Here is a 19,445-nt window from a genome sequence, read left to right as displayed (position 1 = left end):
CGATTTAATTCAGTAATGACTTTACACGTTAAGCGCTTTAAATCACTTACTCTGCAACACAACCCTCAGAGCTTGTAGAGTTAGCGTAAACAATCTCACCAATCGGATCATAGTCAGTTGCTACAATGCTACCTTGTTCTACAAAGAATGCTTGTAAAGCATCTGCATCAACCGTACCGCCATCAATCACTTCTAGTTCAGGGTAACCGTCACCACCTGCAGCGTTAAAGCTTGGGATAGAGAAAGTGTATTCATCTGTTTCAGAGAAGTCTTTGTCACCAATACTAATGATATCTACTGAACCAGCAGTACAGTCGACTATCATGTTAACATCGGTGATTTGAGCATATGCACCTGCACCTTGTGTGAACGTTGCGACAGTACTTAAGTACTCTTTAACTTCTGTACCGGTCATGGTTGCTAATGTCACTGTATTACCAAAAGGTTGCACAGTTAATACGTCACGGTAAGTAATATCACCTTCTGCAATAGACGCACGTACACCACCTGAGTTCATCACACCAAAATCAGCATTGACGTTTTCACTTTGAGCAATCGCAATTAAACGACCCATGTTAGTTTGCTTGCTACGCACATCAGCACGCTCACCATTCAGGTCGCCAGTTAATGTTGCTAAGGTTTCATCTAAACTTGCTGAACCTTGATCTTGATAAAACTGTAATTCAGCTAATAATTCAGGATCTTTTGTAATTTCATCTTTAATAAATACTAGTTCAGTTATTGCTTCATCATTTTCATCAAGTTCAGGTTCACCATTTTCATCAACTACTATAACTTCTTCTTTTAAATTAACTGGAATCAATGCATAGCTATCTAATGTTAATTCTCCATTTTCGAATGTGAAGTCAGCACGACCTACGTATTTACCCCATTCATGTGCTTGCATGATGTAAGTGCCATTTTGTTGATCAGGTACACAATCATCACCAGGGGTAAAGTCAGCGTAAGCAGTATTATCACCAGGTTCCATACAGACAGGGTTTTGAGAATGACCACCGATAATCGCATCAAGTTGACCTTCAGTTAATGAACGCGCTAGTGCAACATCACCCGGTGCATTACTACCATTTGCAGCATCAGCATAGTGACCCATGTGTGTTACGGCCATTACGATATCAGCACCATCAGCTCTAAGTTCATTGATTAATGCCGGCGCTTCATCTTGAGGATCAGTAAAGGTTAGATCTCCAATAAATTCTGGGTTTGATAGTTTTGCTGTGTCATCTGTCGTGAAGCCAATTAATGCTAAGCTAACGCCATTGATATCAAAGGTTTTATAAGCATCAAAATAACGACTATTATCTGCATTATAAATATTCGCCGAAAGCATTGGGAAATTAGCTAAATCTCTTTGCATTTCTAATGTTTGAAGTGGATTATCAAATTCATGGTTACCGACAGCCATCGCATCGTATGCAATTCTATTCATACCAATAAAATCAGGTACAGCATCTTGTAAGTCAGATTCAGGTACACCTGTATTAACGTCGCCACCTGATAATACTAATGCAACACCGCCTTCCGCTTCTACTTCTGCGCGGATTGTGTCGATTAACGTTTTACGGGCTGCCATACCGTACTCACCGTCATCATTTTGCCAAAAACGACCGTGGTTATCATTAGTGTGTAATATCGTAAATGTTACTTTTTCTTGGACTTCTATGTCCGTACTGTCAGTGCTATCACTATTACATCCAGATAAAATGCCTGCTGCTAGTAAGGCACAAGTAATACCGTTTACTTTTTTGTTTAACATGATTTTCCCTTATATTTTCATATGCTTTTATTATTATTTATATTAATTTCGATAGTATTATCGATTACAGTAAATTTACGCATGCAAGATGACAGATTAATTAAAATCTAACATTACAAGTAAATTTAATAATATTAGTGGCATTCAAGCTGACCGAATAGTCAACTACTTGAAATAAACTACCTATAGTTATTTGAATATGCACCATTTATTTTAAATTTTTATTATTTTTTACCTTTTTATGAGTATTTTGATATGAACGTTGATCACTAAATACTTTCATTCGTCATCATTAACATCAGGAACGGACATGAATACATTTAATATAAAAATGCTGATTAGTAAGTACCCTTTGCTTATTGAGTTGATTGAACTGAAAGAAATAAGTTGGTTTAATCCAAACATTACCAGTTTAAAGGAGGGTTTGCCTTATGTTGGGCTGGATGCAGATGACATTAAAGAGGCAAGTGATCGGCTTAATCGGTTCGCTTCTTATTTATCTAGCGCATTTCCTGAAACAGCTGTGAACCATGGCATTATCGAATCTGATGTCGTTAGCATTCCTAAAATGAAAGTAAAATTAGAGCAAGAATATGGGGCCATTATTCAAGGTCAATTGATGTTGAAAAAAGACAGTCACTTGCCTATATCTGGTTCAATTAAAGCGCGTGGTGGCATTTATGAAGTACTGACTCATGCTGAAAAGTTAGCAATCAAAGCGGGATTATTAAAAGAGTCAGATGATTACAGTAAACTCTGTCAAAATGAGTTTAAAGAATTCTTCAGCCAATATCGCATTGCCGTAGGCTCGACGGGTAATTTAGGCATGTCTATTGGCATCATGAGTGCTCAATTAGGTTTTTCGGTGTCTGTCCATATGTCTGCTGATGCACGCCAATGGAAAAAAGATAAGCTTCGTGCTCATGGAGTGAATGTGGTGGAGTATCAACAAGATTACAGCATAGCGGTCGAACAAGGGCGTAAAGAAGCTGAAAGTGATGCTAATTGCTTCTTCATTGACGATGAAAATTCACAAACACTGTTCCTTGGTTACGCTGTCGCTGGCGAACGTTTAAAGCAACAGTTTGAGGATATGGAGGTTCTCGTTGATTCGCAGCATCCGTTATTTGTTTATTTACCTTGTGGTGTCGGTGGTGGACCTGGCGGAGTTGCTTTTGGTTTGAAAATGGCTTTTGGCGATAACGTGCATTGTATCTTTGCTGAACCGACACACTCACCTTGTATGTTATTAGGTGTACATACTGGATTACAAGATGCTATTTCAGTGCAAGATATTGGAATAGATAATATTACCGCTGCAGATGGGCTGGCGGTAGGGCGTGCTTCAGGGTTTGTTGGCAGAGCAATGCAGCGATTATTAGATGGTTATTACACTATTTCAGATCAGCGTATGTATCGTCACTTAGGTGATATGAACCAATTAGAAAATATTCAATTAGAGCCTTCAGCATTAGCTGGCGTGATTGGACCGATTATCGTCACACAAAATAAAGAATATAAACAGCGTCTTGGTTTTGATGACGTCAAAATGAGAAATGCCACCCATCTCGTCTGGGCTACTGGCGGTGGCATGGTGCCACAAAAAGAGATGGCATCGTATCTTGCAAAGTCTGCTTTATAGCTAAAGCCTTATCGCTTTTATGTTATGTTTAATATGAGTAAAGATATTCCTCTTGCTCATACCCCTCAATTTTAATTCCTTTGTAAAATGAATAAAAAAGGATGAATATCTCTTCTTATTTATTCGGCCATCACATAAGGTTTATTAAAATGACTCATCTATTCCATCGTCACTGCCATGCTGAACTTCCTACTGTCTCTTCAGGTGATGGCGTTTATTTATTTGATACTGAAGGTAAAAAATATTTGGATGGTTGTGGTGGGGCTGCGGTGTCTAATTTAGGTCACAGTCATGCAGCGGTTAAAAAAGCTATTATTGAGCAAGTTGAAGCTATTCCTTTCGCTCATACTGGATTTTTTACTAATCAGCCAAGTGAGGCCCTCGCAACGTTACTAACAGACTTAGCGCCTGATAATCTTGATCATGTTTATTTTGTGAGTGGTGGTTCTGAAGCGGTGGAATCTGCTTTGAAGATGGCCCGTCAGTATTTTGTTGAAATAGGTAAACCTAATAAAACACAATTCATTGCGAGACGTCAAAGCTATCACGGTAATACGTTAGGTGCGCTTGCAGTCGGTGGTAATGAATGGCGAAAAGAAAACTTTAGGCCTTTATTGGCAGAAGTTGAGCATATCTCTCCTTGTTATGCCTATCGCGACCAACGAGAAAGTGAAACTGAGCTAGCTTACTCCCATCGTGTTGCTGATGAACTAGAAAGTAAAATATTAGCAATGGGTGCTGAAAATGTGATGGCATTTGTTGCTGAACCAGTTGTTGGCGCAACGGCTGGCGCACTACCTGCTACGACTGGCTATTTTAAACGTATTCGTGAGATCTGTGATAAATATGATGTCTTGTTAATTCTTGATGAAGTGATGTGTGGCATTGGCCGTACAGGGACTTTTTACGCCTTTGAGCAAGATGATATTGTGCCTGACCTAGTAACGATTGCGAAAGGACTTGGCGCAGGTTACCAGCCAATTGGTGCCGTTGTGGTGAGCAATAAAATTTACGATGCAATGGCCAATGGCAGTGGTTTCTTTCAGCATGGGCATACTTTTATGGCGCATCCAGTTGCTTGTGCTTCTGCGTTAGCCACCATTAAAACGATTCTCTCAGAAAATCTATTAGAGAAAGTGGTTAGCCAAGGCGAGAAGCTACAACGTAAATTAAAAGAAGCTTTATTGCCTTTAGATTATGTCGGTGATGTAAGGGGGAGAGGGTTATTTATTGGTGTTGAATTAGTGGCTGATAAATTAACTAAAACACCTTTACCAGCGGCCACTGAAGCCAATAAAGTAGTTAAGCAGCTAGCCATGAAAAATGGATTAATGTGTTATCCAATGGCGGGCACCATTAATGGCCGAGAAGGGCATCATATATTACTTGCTCCGCCGTTTATTATTAACGATGAACAATTAGATGAGTTAGTGAGTAAATTAAAAATGTCTTTAATTGAAGCTGCAAATGGTTGGACAAAATAATGGCAGAACGACAAAAATCAGATGCAACACTAGATGTAGATCTGCATGAGAACAGTCAGAAATCTGCGATCATAGTCGCCCCCAATGGCGCAAGAAAAACACAATTAGATCACCCCTCTTTGCCTGTGACTATTGAAGAGATCGTTAATGATGTCATTGCTTGTAGAGATGCTGGTGCTGCAATGGTTCATCTACATGCAAGGGATAAAAATGGCTTACATTCTCTCGAAATTGATGACAATTTATCAACCTTTGAAGCGGTTAAAGCAGCCGTTGGTGACAGTATTATTGTTCAATTAACAACCGAAGCCGTAGGTCAATATCAACCGCCACATCAGATGCAATTAATTCGTGAAACAGTGCCTGAAGCCGCTTCTTTTGCACTTAAAGAATTGGTGCCTGACGATTCATATTTATCAGTCGCAGAAACGTTTTTTCATTGGGTAAATGACAGTGGCATTATTGCGCAATATATTCTTTATTCAGTGGAAGATGTTCAGCGTTACTTTTCATTGATTAAGCAAGGAATATTGCCTAATAAAAATCATCATATTTTATTAGTGCTAGGCCGTTATCATAAACAACTGAGATCCACGCCAGCTGATTTAGCGCCCTTTCTTAGTGAGCAATTGTTAACGGGAAATACACGTTGGGCGACCTGTGCTTTTGGCCCTGAAGAACAAAAGTGTTTGATCAGTGCGATGTTAATGGGAGGAGATGTTCGAGTAGGGTTTGAGAATAATCACTTTGATAGCCAAGGGCTGATGGCAAAAAGTAATGCTCAACAAGTCTTAGATATTAAAGCGGTAACAGGGTTATTGAATATCAACTTACATAATGCCAAAAGCTTCCGAGAGGCTTTGCTTAGTTAGTTAGTTAGTGTGAGCGCAGGTTTATAGCCTGCTCTCTTTTTTCTTATCATCAACAATGGGCTTATTGCGCACTGTCATCGCCTAAACTTTCTGTTACCCATTTCTTAAACTCATAAATTTTTCTTGAAGATAATCGATAACTAGGCACAAAAACATAATATGCATAATTTGTTTCCATCGACATGTTAAGAGGATTTACCAGCTCATTATTTTCTATTAATTTGTTAACCATGAAATCGGGCAATAGTGCTAAACCTAACCCACCCTTAGCGGCTTCTAGTGACATATAAAAATGTTCAAACCCTGTGCAACTGTAAATGCTGTTATAGACTAAACCTTGTTGTTTTTTAAACTGTTCCCAGAGTTGCGGACGAGTAATATGAAAAATAGAGGCATGATGCTGAATATCTTCAAGGGTTGTTATCGGACTTTTTTCAAGTAATTGAGGAGAGGCGACTAAAACGAGTTTTTCTTTTCTTAGCAATGTCGCGTTTTCATAATGTGTCGATGCAGCAAGACAACGGACTGCGATATCACTTTCTCCATTGGTTTTTTTTATAATGCCATCGCCGGTTTTTATTCTGACTCGAATGTTTTTATTTAACTCATAAAACTGTTCGATTTTAGGAATGAGCCATAAGCTTGCAAATGAAGGTGTCACATTTAGCGAAAGTACTTCTTCCACTTGATCTATCAATACTAAACTCTCAGTTGTGTATTGAATAATCTCAAGCGCTTCAATTATTTTGGGTAGATATTGTTTTCCTGCACTGGTTAACTCTATTCCATTTAAACGTCTGTTAAAAAGTGGTTGCCCTAATTGCTTCTCTAACGCTGAAATGTTTTTACTGACAGCGCCTTGGCTCACAAATAATTCCTGTGCAGCTTTAGAAAAACTCATATTATCTGCCACTGCAACAAAAGTTCGTAATGCTTTTATTGATGGTAAAGTAGTTTCATTGAGCACAGAAATTCTCCTAAGTATTGTATTTAATAAAGCACAGGTAAGTTTTTAAAAGTCGTTTAATCAATTTTGTATTATCAAAAAGATAATAGGTAATTTAATTGATTTAATAGAGAAAATGACAGTGTTTAATTAACGATAATATCAATCTATGGGCATGATGCTCAAAGATTAAAATTTTAAGCTCTCAAAAATGAAATTAATACTTAAAATATATTGCTCTATTTTGTTGCAAAAAAGTAAAAAACGCACCAAAAAAACACACTTTAAGTGGTTGATTAGCAATCACTATGTGTAATTTTAAATCAGTTAAGTAAGTAAGTGTTTGAGAGGCCACATATTTTAAGTGGTAGGCTTGATTCTTGCTTGCCTATATAGGAAAGTAGCACTGAAATAAAACCTAAAAGGAAGTTAAATATGTTTATTAAAAAATTAGCTATGGCGGCTGCTGTAGGCGCAACGTTAATGACAACATCTGCTTTTGCAGAAACTAAGCACGTTGTTATCGGTACTGGTGGTCAAACTGGTGTTTATTATCAGGTTGGTGGTGCTATTTGTCGTCTAGTTAACAGAGGTACAGCTGAGCATGAAATCAATTGTACACATAAAACAGGTGGTTCAGTTACTAACATCAATGGCCTTAAATCTGGTGATTTAGATATGGGTGTTGCTCAATCAGATTGGCAATTCCATGCTTACAACGGTACAGCGCCAGATCAATTCCCTGATGGCGCATTTAAAGAATTACGTGCTGTTTTCTCAGTACATGCAGAACCATTTACGGTAGTTGCTCGTAGTGATTCAGGCATTAAAACGTTTGATGATCTAAAAGGCAAAAAAGTAAACGTAGGTAACCCAGGTTCTGGTCAACGTGGCACAATGGAAGTATTGATGGCTAAGATGGGTTGGGAAATGAGTGACTTTGCAGTCGCTTCAGAACTTAAATCATCAGAACAAGCAGCCGCGTTATGTGACGGAAAAGTAGATGCTATTATTTTCACTGCTGGTCACCCTAACGGTTCAATTAAAGAAGCAACAACGTCTTGTGATGCTATCTTAATCCCTGTTGATAATGCAGTGGCTAAAAAACTAGCTGCTGATAACCCATATTACGCAATGACTAGTATTCCTGCTGGCATGTACAATGGCACAGATACAGATACGGCTACTTTTGGTGTTGCTGCAACGTTTGTTAGCTCAACTAAAACGGATGAAGAAACGGTTTACCAAATGGTTAAAGCAGTATTTGAAAACTTTAAGCGTTTCAAAAAAATGCACCCAGCGTTTGCATACCTAAAAGAGAGCGATATGATCACGAAAAATCTATCTGCACCTCTTCATGACGGTGCAGTTCGTTACTACAAAGAAAAAGGCTGGATGTAATTCCCCAGTAAATTAAATACAGCGGAAGTAGTGATACTTCCGCTGTATTGTTTTAAAAATACGGCGTTAAAAGAACATTTTAAAAGAAAATATACCCAAGCTACTTTAACTCGAAGTAGTATTCGAAGTAGTTTGGGTATAAATACAAGCAATCTAAAAGCATCAAACACGCATCATATAGAGTGGTTTAATTTTAAAAAATCGCAGAGACATGCGTATCAATAGGAAATTTCTGATGACTGAAAAAACGTTAATGAGCGATGAGGAACTGCAAGATCTTGTTGCTTCTACCGACACGGGTGGGCGAAACCCAAGCAGTAAATCAATAGTAAAACTGATAACTGGTGTTGCACTAGTTTGGTCATTATTTCAGATCTGGATAGCCTCTCCTTTACCTTTTACATTTGGTTGGGGTGTGTTTTCAAGTGGTGAAGCAAGATCAATTCATTTAGGCTTTGCTATCTTCTTAGCTTTTCTTTCTTACCCAGCATTTAAAGCCTCATCAAGAAATAAAATACCGATGGCCGATTGGGCGTTAGCAATTATTGCCTGTCTTTGTGCGCTTTATCCACTGATTGCTGACTCAATGATTGTTGATAGCTTATTTGGCATGCGTTTGAGTGATCGCCCAAGTGCACCCAAACCATTCGATATTGGTGTCGCCATTGTTGGTATGTTGACACTTTTAGAAGCAACAAGGCGTGCATTGGGTCTGCCCTTAATGATTGTTGCGATGATCTTCCTTGGTTATACCTTTTTAGGGCCTTATGCGCCTGAGCTGATTGCTTGGAAAGGGTCGTCATTTGGCGGCGTAATGGATCACCAGTGGTTATTTTCTGAAGGTGTATTTGGTATTGCATTAGGTGTTTCAACCGATCTAGTGTTCTTATTTGTATTATTTGGTGCATTATTAGACCGTGCTGGTGCGGGTAATTACTTTATTAAAGTTGCTTTCTCTTTGATGGGGCATCTTCGTGGTGGCCCAGCAAAAGCAGCCGTTGTTGCGTCGGGCATGACAGGGCTTATTTCTGGCTCTTCTATTGCCAATGTAGTGACAACAGGGACTTTTACTATTCCAATGATGAAACGTGTTGGATTCTCTGCCGAAAAAGCAGGAGCGGTTGAAGTTGCTTCATCAGTAAATGGCCAAATTATGCCGCCAGTAATGGGAGCAGCTGCTTTCTTAATGGTTGAATACGTTAATATTCCTTACTTTGATGTTGTAAAACATGCCTTCTTACCTGCGATTATTTCGTATATTGCATTAGTTTACATTGTTCATTTAGAAGCTGTGAAACTGAACATGCAAGGTCTGACTCGAGAAGATACCAGTAAAACAGCGAAAGACGTATTGATTTCATGGGCAATGACACTATTACCTATCATTGCACTGGCTGGTGGTGCTTTTTACCTTTCAGAGCTTTATGAAGCCTTAGCAACGCCTGCTGCAAGAGTAAGCAGTGTGTTAGCCGTGATAGCAATTCAGTATTTCATATTTAAAAAATTAAAAGCTAACACAAGCAAAGATAAGCTTGCTAAAACCATTTCTACTGGTGCAATTGTACTAGGTAATATGGTGATTGGCGCCTTCGGATTATTCTTTTTAATTAGCATTTTAAAATCTTTTATCGCGCCTGATTTTATGTTTTGGACGATAGCTGCACTGGTGCTTGTTACCTATGTTGTGCTAGCTAAAATTAGCTCTGCTTACCCTGATTTGGTGATGGATGATCCAAATTCTCCAGTGTTAAGTCTTCCTGAAGTCGGACCAACGGTTAAATCAGGATTACATTTCTTACTGCCTGTTGTTGTTTTGATCTGGTGTTTAATGATTGAACGTAAATCACCTGGGCTTTCTGCATTTTATGCAACAGCTTTGATGTTATTTATTCTGTTAACACAACGTCATCTGTTTGCATTTTTCCGCAAAAAATCAACATCAGGTATGGTTAAACAGGGCTTTAATGAGTTAGTCGATGGTTTAATTACTGGTGCTAAAAACATGATTGGTATTGCGATCGCAACAGCTGCGGCAGGTATTATCGTAGGTGCTGTATCGCAAACAGGTATTGGTCTAAAGCTAGCTGCTCTCGTTGAGTTTTTATCGATGGGGCACATTATGCTGATGCTATTATGGACTGGTATTCTTAGTCTAATTTTAGGCATGGGCTTACCAACCACCGCTAATTATATTGTTGTTTCTTCTTTACTCGCGCCTGTTATTGTTAGTTTAGCGCAGCAGAATGGCCTGATTGTACCGCTTATTGCAGTGCATATGTTTGTATTCTATTTTGGTATTATGGCTGATGTAACACCGCCGGTGGGTTTAGCTTCCTTTGCCGCCGCCGCGGTATCTGGAGGTGACCCTATTAAGACCGGCTTTATTGCCTTCTTCTATTCACTACGGACCGCATTACTGCCTTTCTTGTTTATCTTTAATACCGACTTATTGCTGATGAATGTCACCTTTATGGAGGGGATCGCAATATTTATTATCGCCACCATGGCAATGTTGATATTTACAGCCGGAACGCAAGGTTACTTTGTTGCTAAATCAAGACTATGGGAGTCTTTTGCATTATTAATTATTGCATTCACTCTATTTCGTCCTGGATTCTGGTTAGATTATGTTATTCCACCTTACGACGAACGACCTGGTACTGAGCTTGTGAACGTTATGTCAGAAGTAGAGCCAGGTACTGAACTTCGTATTTTAGTGAACGGTCAAAATGACGTTGGTGACCCAGTCACATTAACTATGTTGATGGAAGTAGGCGAAGGCGCAACAGGTGAAGAACGCGTCGAAAACTATGGCTTAGAGTTACTTCCTCAGAGCGATGGTTCAATCATGGTCGATGGTATTGGCTTTGATAGTACGGCTGAGAAAGTTGGCTTTGACTTCGACCAAATTATTGTAGATGTAGGTGTGCCTGTAGTACGACCTGCTAAACAATGGTTCTTTATACCTGCATTATTATTGCTTGCTCTGATTATTCGACTACAACGTCGACGTCGTGACAAGGATGATCCTGCATTAGGCAATACAAATAAAGGTACTAGCCAAACCGTTAGCGCATAAAGCATTAGGTTAATATAAGCACTCGTCATCAATTTTTCGATGACGGATGCTTATATTGATTATGCTATTGATATCCATTAGATTTTCTTCTTTCTGCCTAGAATTATTTCACCGCTTGCTGAATTTTGTACCTTGAATGGTAACGGGTATATACAATCACACTAACCAACATCTTTTGATTAACTCCCCGACAGACGATGACAAGTTAAACATTGTTTTTAAGCTCATTTTGCGTGTAAAGCTAACGTAACAAATATGAGCTTAAAACGTGATTAATTATCCCAATCTGGATAAATAAATGGTCTATTTAAGCATTCATTTTAACAAGCATAAATGACTAGATAATTACTTAGATTGGTATTATCCCTTCTATTTATATACTTCTTGTTATTTACCTTTTTAAATTTTTCTTCTTTTAATTTATCTATCTATTTTGCTATTTTACTCAGGAAGATAGTTAGCATCTGTTAATACAGACTTTTATGGTAGAGTGCGCCACTTGAGCTTAGCATGATGCCTAAACTCATTTTAATAGGCACAGTTTGACCATCGTTTTTTATGGTATGAACTAGTTAATAAAATATTAATTAAATATGGAGTAGGTTTTTCTATTCATTAATGCGAATAGATAAACACCGTCGTTTATGAAATTTAAATCGAACAAATATAGTATTGATTCCACTGACTACCAAGTTGGTCAGGATAACATCAATAAATGGGGCTTCGATGTCCATAATACCGTTTTTACGGTTTCCGTTGGCTTATCTATTCTTTTTATAGTCACATTATTAATGCTAGATCCTGCCGTTGCAAAAGCAGGCATTGATTCAATTAAAGGGGCTGTACTTTCTAATTTCGACTTCCTCTTTATGTGGGGAGCAAACGCGTTACTGCTGTTTGCCGTTGTCATTGCATTTTCACCTTTAGGTAAAATTAGACTGGGCGGAGATAACGCCAAGACTGATTATTCAACAATGTCATGGATTTCAATGTTGTTTGCTGCTGGCATGGGCATTGGATTAATTTTCTGGGGGGTGGCAGAGCCTACCGCATTCTTCACCAACTGGTATGGGACTCCATTAAACGTTGAAGCCTTTACGCCAGAAGCTCGTGAACTTGCATTAGGCGCTACGGCTTTCCATTGGGGGCTACACGCTTGGGCTATCTATGGCATGACCGCACTTTGTTTAGCTTATTTTGTATATAACAAAGGCTTACCACTCTCAATGCGTTCTGTTTTTTACCCTATTTTAGGTGACAGAGTGTGGGGAATCACGGGTGATATTATTGATATCATGACCGTATTAGTGACCTTATTTGGTTTAGCAACGTCACTTGGTTTAGGCGGCACGCAAGCAGCTAGCGGTATTAGCCATGTGTTTGGTGTTGAAAATAGTATTTATCTTCAGCAGTCTATTATTGTGTTGATTATGGGCTTAGCTATTCTGTCTGTCACACGTGGCATGAACGGAGGTGTTAAGTTATTAAGTAATCTCAATATGGTTATTGCCTTTATATTCCTTGGGTTAATTGCTGCATTGAATTTCACAACTGTACTGGATTCATTGGCTACAGCTGTGGTTGGTTATGTGAAAAATATAATACCTTTAAGCCAAGCATCGGGCCGTGACGATACAACATGGTTGCATGGATGGACTGTATTTTATTGGGCGTGGTGGGTTGCTTATGCACCTTTCTTCGGGATGTTTGTTGCACGTATTTCCAAAGGTCGTACGATCCGTGAGTTCCTTGTTTGCGTGTTGGTTATCCCTACTGTAGTGACAACACTTTGGATGTCAGTATTTGGTGGTGTTGCGATTGAGCAAATCATTGATAAGGTTGGTTTATTAGGTGCAGAACAAGGTATTACCGATGTATCACTAAGCCTCTTTTATATGTTAGACGCTTACCCGATTGGTGATATTTTATCAGTGATCGCAGTGGTACTGATTGTCGTTTTCTTTGTGACAACTTTAGACTCTGGCTCTATCGTTATCGATAGCATGACTGCAGGTGGTAAGTTAGAAGTGCCAATGAAACAAAAAATAGTCTGGGCTGTTATATCTGGTTTGATCGCCATGGTGATGTTGTGGATTGGTGGAACCCAGTCTATTCAAGCATTACAATCAATTACTATCATCGCAGCACTGCCTTTTACTATCATTTTACTGCTTGGTTGCGTTAGCTTGGTGAAAGGATTACTCACTGAAGTAGAAAAACCGAAAGCAGCGATTAAATAAAAAGAAAAGTAACTCTATAAGCAAGCCCAAAAGCAAGTGCTTAGCTGATATTGGGGCTTTATAATGAAACTCTCTTGTACTCTGTATAAGGGAGTTTTTTAATTTATGGCTGATTATATTTCAGAAGGAATGAAAATGCCTAGATGCCATTTTAGTAATAAGCTTGATAACGGTCTTTTTTATAGGCTGTTAATTTTTTAATTGATATTTTATAAAGCATTTACCTACACCTCATTTCTCTATCTCGCTTATGTAGGATTAAACTTATTTTGAGTCTATTGTTGTCATTCTGTTGTTTTTTGGGAGAGCTATAGGCGTACGATTATTTTTAGATTTTAGTCTAAATAATCTAAAGCTAAAAGGTGTACTAGGCGGATCGGGTTTTAGTTATCACTCAAATTGGCTGCATTAATCTCTAACTTCAAAGCTAATATCTAGATCTATCTTATGTTTCTTATTTGAGTATATTCACGACAATTTTTTAATTTTCTAGGTCGCTAAGAGGCACATTGTGAGGTAGAGGTAATGGTTCATTTATATTAAATTCATCGATAAAATAATTATTTCATGCCTATCGGCAGTATTTCCCTCTCAGGTTATTTAATTTTCTAAAGCGCTAGTCTTCTATTCTATATTTTTTATTGTTAATACAGAATCATTCTATCTGTCCACATGATTTTATTTTGATTACTTGCTTTAACACATTGTTTTTATGTTGTAGAAGCGTATATTTTAACAAATTAAACTATTTTGTCTTTCAGTTGTTAATACGGAATGATTCAGCTTAGTTACGCTATTATGGTGATATATGAATATTGAAGATTTTGAAAGTTGGTCTAAATATTATCAACTCCAACTTGATGGCGTTAGTTTTGAGCCTAATGGAAGACGACGAGTTGCAATGGGGCTGTTGCATTTGAGTTTAGAGCACCACCAATCAATTTTGAATTTAGCTAAATGTAATTTGTTTGGTTCGTCCTTTGCTCTTCTTCGCTGCCAGTTTGAAGCGTTGTTACGAGGGGTGTGGTTTCTTCGATGTGCTACTGACACTGATATAAAAAAATTTATCGATGGTAAGGACTTGGATCTAAAGGTTAATGTATTGATAAGAGATGTTGAGAACACGGAAGGCTATAAAAATGGTGCCTTGAAGCGTTACAAAACTGGGAAATGGAAAGCTATGAATGATTATACTCACGGTGGATTCTTCCAAGTTTCAGCTCGCACTCAAGGCGATGAAGTCACAGGGCGTAACCTTTTGGAGCATTCTTTATGGATATTGACAGAATCAAGTAAACTGTCATTACTATCTATCCTTGATTTTTGTTTTATTATAGAACAGCCAAAACTATCAGATACACTTTCTACGAAGTATTTTGAAATCATTGAAAAGTCACCATAACAAGTCAATAAATTAAGATTCGCCAAACATGCCATGCCATTTACGGAGCAAATCGTCCGCCACATTTGGCTCATTTATTATTGAGGCGTTAACTGTAATGAGGTAAGTATGACCCTCGAAGAGTTTTTTGAATAAATTGAATTTGAAGCTAAGCAGTTATTACCATCTGAGGATATTTGGTATAGAGGACACTCAGTTGTAGTTATCAATTAGCTCCTACTATTAATCGTGGACTTATTAAAAATGAAACCGCATTATTTTATGACTTGGATTCAGATCATAAGTGCATAACTTGAATTGGTAGTTTATGAAATTTAAGGTTACATACCTAACCTTTTTTAACCTTTGTAGTTAGTAGCTTTTGCTTGATAAAATCAATAAAAATCCGATTTTTATTGGGCATGTATTTACTTTGTACAAATTGGAGACAGATCTCTCCTTTATAATTACCTTGTAGTGACCAATCATTTAATAATGGTATCAACTTACCAGATTTAATTGATTGTATAGCCATATAATCAGGTAATGCTCCAATACCAAGACCTTGCTCAATAGCATCTCTACGCATTTCACTATGATTAACTAAATAGGGACCAGTTACTTGTACTGTTACCTGCTGATTTTTATTAATAAATCTCCATCTATTATCATTTGCATTTTCCCCTAAACAAAGACAACTATGTTTTTTTAAATCTTCTGGGAGCAAAAGTGCTGTGTGATTTCGTAAGTACTCTGGGCTGGCGCATAGGGTTTGCTCAACCCTACCTAGTTGAATATTTACTAGAGATTCAATAGGCTGCTCATTAATATGAATTAAGAAATCAATCGAATCGTGGATTGGATCTAACACCTGATCAGTAACTTTAAGGTGTAATTGGATATTAGGATATAGACTTAAAAACTCGACAAAGAGAGGTCGCAATACTTCATTAGAAAGTGATTTAGGCGCAGATATTCTTAATAATCCACTTACTGTTGAAGTTATTGAAGTACTTGCACTGATTGCTTGTTCAGCAGCATTTACCATCTCTTTACAGTTTATAAAAGTAACCTTTCCTGACTCTGTTAATGAAAGCTGGCGTGTAGTACGTTGCAATAATTTTATACCTAAAGCATCCTCTAAATGACTGATTTTTCTGCTAACTACTGAGGGTGTTACACCTAATTTTTTAGCTGCTTTACTAAAATTCCCTTGTTCGATGACGGTAACAAAAATTGCCATATCTGCTAATAATGGAAGCATTTTATTTGTGTTCATTCTGCATAAGTCCTTATACGAATCGTTATATTGTTTTAATTTCCTCATAAATTATCCTTTTGTACAGAATAAAAAGTCAGAGTTTTATAAATGGAGAGGAACAAAAGTTATGCATAGTGTTTCAGAAATCTCACTAGGTAATAAAGTAAAAGAATCTTTTAATTACATGTTAATTCTTACTTTAAAGAAGAAAAATAAATAAGGAAAAGTTATGTTCGCTGAATATATGCCAGTAATATCATTACTTATTAGTATTTCTGTAGTTATGGTTATTAGTCCTGGTCAAGACTTCGCTATAATAACAAGAAACTCATTATTGTATTCGAGAAAATCAGGAGTAATTGGTGCCTTTGGTATTTTTTGTGCTATTTGGTTGCATGTTGCTTATTCGTTAGCTGGTATCGCACTTATAATATCTCAAACAGCGATACTTTTTAACTTCATTAAATACGCAGGAGCTACCTATTTGATTTTCTTAGGGGTCAAGTGCCTAACTGCTAAAAATAATGGAGTAATACCTAACAGCATTTCAGATAAGCCATTAATATCAAATACCGCATCATTTAGAGCTGGGTTCATATCAAATGCTTTAAACCCTAAAACAACATTATTTTTCTTAAGTATATTTACTCAAGTTGTTACCCCTGAAACGCCTTATTTCATTCAATTTTTATTTGGTTCTATTATTGCGACAGCCCATCTTATTTGGTTTTGCATTGTAGCTTTTTTCTTCTCGTCTCAAAGGTTAGCTAATAAAATATATGGCTTAAAGGTCTGGATCGAAAGAGTTATGGGGGTATGTTTGTGTTTATTAGCAGCAAAATTAATTTACTTATAATTATTTAAACTGAACTTTTGAAGCAATGTTAGACGACGCGTTATCAGTGATGAAATTATTATTGAAAAGCTGTGAAATAGTTATCGATAAAAATTATGGAATGTAGAATGCTATTAATCATAAAGTATAATTTTAGTTTTAATAGCTGTATTACTATGGGAAGTAAATTTCTCAATAATAAGAGTAGGTCTTAAGGATCAAATTTAAATTAATATTGATAAGGGAATTAAAATGGAAATAATATTGCCTCTTATAAGTATCTTAGGTGTAATGAGCATAGGCATAATGAGTCCTGGGCCAAGTTTTATTTTAGTCGCTCGAACAGCAGTAGCAAATTCACGAGCTGATGGTTTAGCCACTGCTATTGGTATGGGGGGCGGAGCTATTTTCTTTGCTACTTTGGCTCTTTTGGGTTTACAAGCTGTTTTGTTAAGTGTTCCTACTTTATATATGGCATTAAAAATACTAGGTGGAGCCTATCTATTATATCTTGCTGTTGTAATGTTGCGAGGTTCAAAACAGACTATTGATATTAATGATGGTTTAAGTAAAAAACCAAGTAAAACTTACCAATCATTCAAAATAGGACTAATTACCCAACTAAGCAATCCCAAAACAGCTATCTTTTATGGAAGTGTTTTCGCAGCTTTACTTCCAGAAAATTTATCAGTTTCAATGATACTAATCTTGGTTTTAATGTTATTTATACTTGAAGCTGGCTGGTATTCTATTGTTGCTTTAGTATTGTCTTCCAATACTCCTAGAAAAATATATTTAAATTCAAAGGCGACTTTAGATCGTCTGGCAAGTTTGGTTATTGGTGGCTTAGGTTTAAAATTAATTATTGACGCCAGCTCAGAGTAAAGCGCTAACAAGTGGCTATAGTGTCAATTTTTAAGTCGCAATGGTTGCGAAAGCTACTTAGTGATTAGAGATATAAAACCTTACCCAATGAAAAAAATAATCTCGATTGCGTAGCTGAACTTTAAACTCTTAATATGCATATCAAGCATATCCAAATAGCTTATTGGGTCGACTTTAAATGCTGAGTAACAACATGCTGCGCATAATAAAGTGGTAAAACGAGTTGCTCTTTTTCTAATGCAGAAGAACCTTGCGTACCCGTTAGTTTGATTGTTTTATGGGGTTGGCATTTGTTGATATAGGATTGTAAAGACTTAGCTCGTGTGCGTTTGCCACTTTTAACTTCGATCGGGATAATGCGTCCCTGTTGATCGGTTGCTATAAATTCTATCTCCGCTCGTGCATCGCCCCATGAAAATGTAGGATCTAATTCTTGAGCGGCAAACTCTTGTTGTACAAAGTTTTCTGCAATATAACCTTTATACTCAAAGCCTTGTTGCTTAACTTCCTTATAGCTTATTCCTAACATGTTGTTCAATAGCCCTACATCAAATAAGAACAGTTTTATTTTATTGTCTTTTTGATAGGCTGCTAAAGGGCTGCGAGGTGTGCCTTCTGTTGGGTAATTCTTTAAAATTAAGCGACATTTATCTAGCCAAGTGATGGCACTTTCAAAGTCGCCATAACGAGACTTTCGTTCATGTACTTCTTTAAATTTGAAGCGTTTTACGGACTCATCTATCACTGCGGCGAGTTGTGAAGGGACGTTGTTAAAGACGGATTCAATGAGTCCAGCATCGACTTTACCTGAGTACTTACCAAAGTCTCGGGTATAGCCTGTAATAAGGTTTTTATGGATATTTTCTACTGCTTGGACGCGGTCCAAAATACTTTGGTCTTTTAATGCAAACCAAGTATCAACTGCTTCTGGCATGCCGCCAGTGAAGTAATAGTCTGTTAATTTGTCGAATAACTTATTATGTACAGGTAATGAGTTTGTGGCTTTTTCAAATGCTTTAATTAACGGCGTTTCTCCCGAAGCGAGTAAAAACTCGTAAAATGTTAAAGGGCGTAAGTTGTATTGTTCAACTTTTCCTACTGGGAATGAGTTTAATAGCCCGATGTTAGAACCACTGGCAGCGACATACATAGTCGGTGCTTTTTCTGCAAAGTACTTCAGCGAGGTAACGGCTCTTTGGCATTCGCCAATTTCATCTAGTATCAATAAGTCAGTGCTAGGGTTAAATACTTTATTGGTAAGCAGTTCAATATTGGAAATAATATCTTCAGGTGTTAATGAGTCTGCAAAAGCATCTGCCATTTCCGGTGACTCAAGAAAGTCGATGCGCAGTACATTATCAAAGTATTTACCGAATAAACGTTGTAGAAGATAAGTTTTACCTGTTTGACGAGCGCCATCGATTAATAAAGGTTTACGTGTTTTCTTTTCTTTCCACTCAATTAATCTGTTTATACGTGATCTTCTCATATCGACACCTTTACATCTTACCCCATGTTATTTGTATGATTACACTTTAATGCGCATAAAAAAGCAAGTTAATACATTTTTATGCGCATAAAAGTGTGTTTTTTAATGTTTTTAGCGCATTAAAGTGTATTTTTTATCTTTGGAAGGCTGTGT

General features: G+C 37.3%; 13 protein-coding genes. 9 read left to right on the top strand and 4 right to left on the bottom strand.

The genetic code is table 11. From position 1 onward, the window contains the following. Positions 1-46 precede the first annotated feature (46 nt). The gene (gene ushA / locus V6255_RS05615) at positions 47-1,777 is read right to left on the bottom strand and encodes a bifunctional UDP-sugar hydrolase/5'-nucleotidase UshA (RefSeq protein WP_341627260.1); all 1,731 of its coding nucleotides are present in this window, start codon (positions 1,775-1,777) and stop codon (positions 47-49) included. A gap of 310 nt (positions 1,778-2,087) precedes the next feature. Between ushA and V6255_RS05610 the strand changes: the two genes are divergently transcribed. From V6255_RS05610 to V6255_RS05600, 3 genes are all read left to right on the top strand, one after another. After that, positions 2,088-3,419, top strand: coding sequence for a D-serine ammonia-lyase (locus tag V6255_RS05610; protein WP_341627259.1), 1,332 nt, complete (start codon positions 2,088-2,090; stop codon positions 3,417-3,419). 149 nt (positions 3,420-3,568) lie between these two features. Further along, positions 3,569-4,903, top strand: coding sequence for an aspartate aminotransferase family protein (locus V6255_RS05605; protein ID WP_341627258.1), 1,335 nt, complete (start codon positions 3,569-3,571; stop codon positions 4,901-4,903). Next, positions 4,903-5,775, top strand: a complete 873-nt coding sequence (locus V6255_RS05600) for a 3-keto-5-aminohexanoate cleavage protein (RefSeq protein ID WP_341627257.1) — start codon at positions 4,903-4,905, stop codon at positions 5,773-5,775. Before V6255_RS05605 ends, V6255_RS05600 begins: the two co-directional genes overlap by 1 nt. A 61-nt stretch (positions 5,776-5,836) precedes the next feature. Here the strand turns inward: V6255_RS05600 and V6255_RS05595 are convergent, their stop codons facing one another. After that, positions 5,837-6,742 (bottom strand): LysR substrate-binding domain-containing protein, encoded by a 906-nt coding sequence (locus V6255_RS05595; RefSeq protein WP_341627256.1) that lies wholly within the window; start codon positions 6,740-6,742, stop codon positions 5,837-5,839. 414 nt (positions 6,743-7,156) lie between these two features. On the opposite strand from V6255_RS05595, the gene V6255_RS05590 reads away from it, so the two are divergent. The 4 genes from V6255_RS05590 (at position 7,157) to V6255_RS05575 (ending at position 14,843) form a co-directional block, all read left to right on the top strand. Further along, complete coding sequence (locus tag V6255_RS05590) at positions 7,157-8,122, top strand: TAXI family TRAP transporter solute-binding subunit (protein ID WP_341627255.1); 966 nt, start codon at positions 7,157-7,159, stop codon at positions 8,120-8,122. A 235-nt stretch (positions 8,123-8,357) separates the two neighbouring features. Then, positions 8,358-11,201 carry a TRAP transporter permease gene (locus V6255_RS05585; RefSeq protein ID WP_341627254.1) on the top strand — a complete coding sequence of 948 codons (2,844 nt, stop codon included), beginning with the start codon at positions 8,358-8,360 and terminating at the stop codon, positions 11,199-11,201. A gap of 644 nt (positions 11,202-11,845) precedes the next feature. Beyond that, the gene (locus tag V6255_RS05580) at positions 11,846-13,441 is read left to right on the top strand and encodes a BCCT family transporter (RefSeq protein ID WP_341627253.1); all 1,596 of its coding nucleotides are present in this window, start codon (positions 11,846-11,848) and stop codon (positions 13,439-13,441) included. Positions 13,442-14,249: 808 nt separating this feature from the next. Beyond that, positions 14,250-14,843: a DUF6988 family protein gene (locus V6255_RS05575; RefSeq protein ID WP_341627252.1), complete on the top strand. Its 594-nt coding sequence runs from the start codon at positions 14,250-14,252 to the stop codon at positions 14,841-14,843. 328 nt (positions 14,844-15,171) lie between these two features. Here V6255_RS05575 and V6255_RS05570 read toward each other — a convergent pair whose 3' ends face one another. Continuing rightward, positions 15,172-16,101: a LysR family transcriptional regulator gene (locus V6255_RS05570; protein ID WP_341627251.1), complete on the bottom strand. Its 930-nt coding sequence runs from the start codon at positions 16,099-16,101 to the stop codon at positions 15,172-15,174. Between the two features lie 211 nt (positions 16,102-16,312). Between V6255_RS05570 and V6255_RS05565 the strand changes: the two genes are divergently transcribed. Together V6255_RS05565 and V6255_RS05560 are read left to right on the top strand one after the other, a co-directional pair. Further along, positions 16,313-16,939 carry a LysE family translocator gene (locus tag V6255_RS05565; RefSeq protein ID WP_341627250.1) on the top strand — a complete coding sequence of 209 codons (627 nt, stop codon included), beginning with the start codon at positions 16,313-16,315 and terminating at the stop codon, positions 16,937-16,939. 231 nt (positions 16,940-17,170) lie between these two features. Beyond that, positions 17,171-17,803 (top strand): LysE family translocator, encoded by a 633-nt coding sequence (locus V6255_RS05560; RefSeq protein WP_341627249.1) that lies wholly within the window; start codon positions 17,171-17,173, stop codon positions 17,801-17,803. Between the two features lie 160 nt (positions 17,804-17,963). Here the strand turns inward: V6255_RS05560 and V6255_RS05555 are convergent, their stop codons facing one another. Then, on the bottom strand, positions 17,964-19,292 hold the full coding sequence (locus tag V6255_RS05555; protein ID WP_341627248.1) for an ATP-binding protein: 1,329 nt from the start codon (positions 19,290-19,292) through the stop codon (positions 17,964-17,966). Positions 19,293-19,445 lie beyond the last annotated feature (153 nt).

The sequence above is a fragment of the Psychromonas arctica genome (assembly GCF_038155225.1).
GTDB classification, from domain to species: domain Bacteria; phylum Pseudomonadota; class Gammaproteobacteria; order Enterobacterales; family Psychromonadaceae; genus Psychromonas; species Psychromonas arctica_B.
This window is presented reverse-complemented; position numbering and strand designations above follow the sequence as displayed.

Excerpts from the sequence above, each read along its gene's own strand:
- V6255_RS05555 (WP_341627248.1), bottom strand. The coding sequence starts at position 19,292 with ATGAGAAGATCACGTATAAACAGATTAATTGAGTGGAAAGAAAAGAAA.
- V6255_RS05570 (WP_341627251.1), bottom strand. The coding sequence starts at position 16,101 with ATGAACACAAATAAAATGCTTCCATTATTAGCAGATATGGCAATTTTT.
- V6255_RS05565 (WP_341627250.1), top strand. The coding sequence starts at position 16,313 with ATGTTCGCTGAATATATGCCAGTAATATCATTACTTATTAGTATTTCT.
- V6255_RS05560 (WP_341627249.1), top strand. The coding sequence starts at position 17,171 with ATGGAAATAATATTGCCTCTTATAAGTATCTTAGGTGTAATGAGCATA.
- V6255_RS05575 (WP_341627252.1), top strand. The coding sequence starts at position 14,250 with ATGAATATTGAAGATTTTGAAAGTTGGTCTAAATATTATCAACTCCAA.
- V6255_RS05600 (WP_341627257.1), top strand. The coding sequence starts at position 4,903 with ATGGCAGAACGACAAAAATCAGATGCAACACTAGATGTAGATCTGCAT.
- V6255_RS05590 (WP_341627255.1), top strand. The coding sequence starts at position 7,157 with ATGTTTATTAAAAAATTAGCTATGGCGGCTGCTGTAGGCGCAACGTTA.
- V6255_RS05580 (WP_341627253.1), top strand. The coding sequence starts at position 11,846 with ATGAAATTTAAATCGAACAAATATAGTATTGATTCCACTGACTACCAA.
- V6255_RS05605 (WP_341627258.1), top strand. The coding sequence starts at position 3,569 with ATGACTCATCTATTCCATCGTCACTGCCATGCTGAACTTCCTACTGTC.
- V6255_RS05610 (WP_341627259.1), top strand. The coding sequence starts at position 2,088 with ATGAATACATTTAATATAAAAATGCTGATTAGTAAGTACCCTTTGCTT.
- V6255_RS05585 (WP_341627254.1), top strand. The coding sequence starts at position 8,358 with ATGACTGAAAAAACGTTAATGAGCGATGAGGAACTGCAAGATCTTGTT.
- ushA (WP_341627260.1), bottom strand. The coding sequence starts at position 1,777 with ATGTTAAACAAAAAAGTAAACGGTATTACTTGTGCCTTACTAGCAGCA.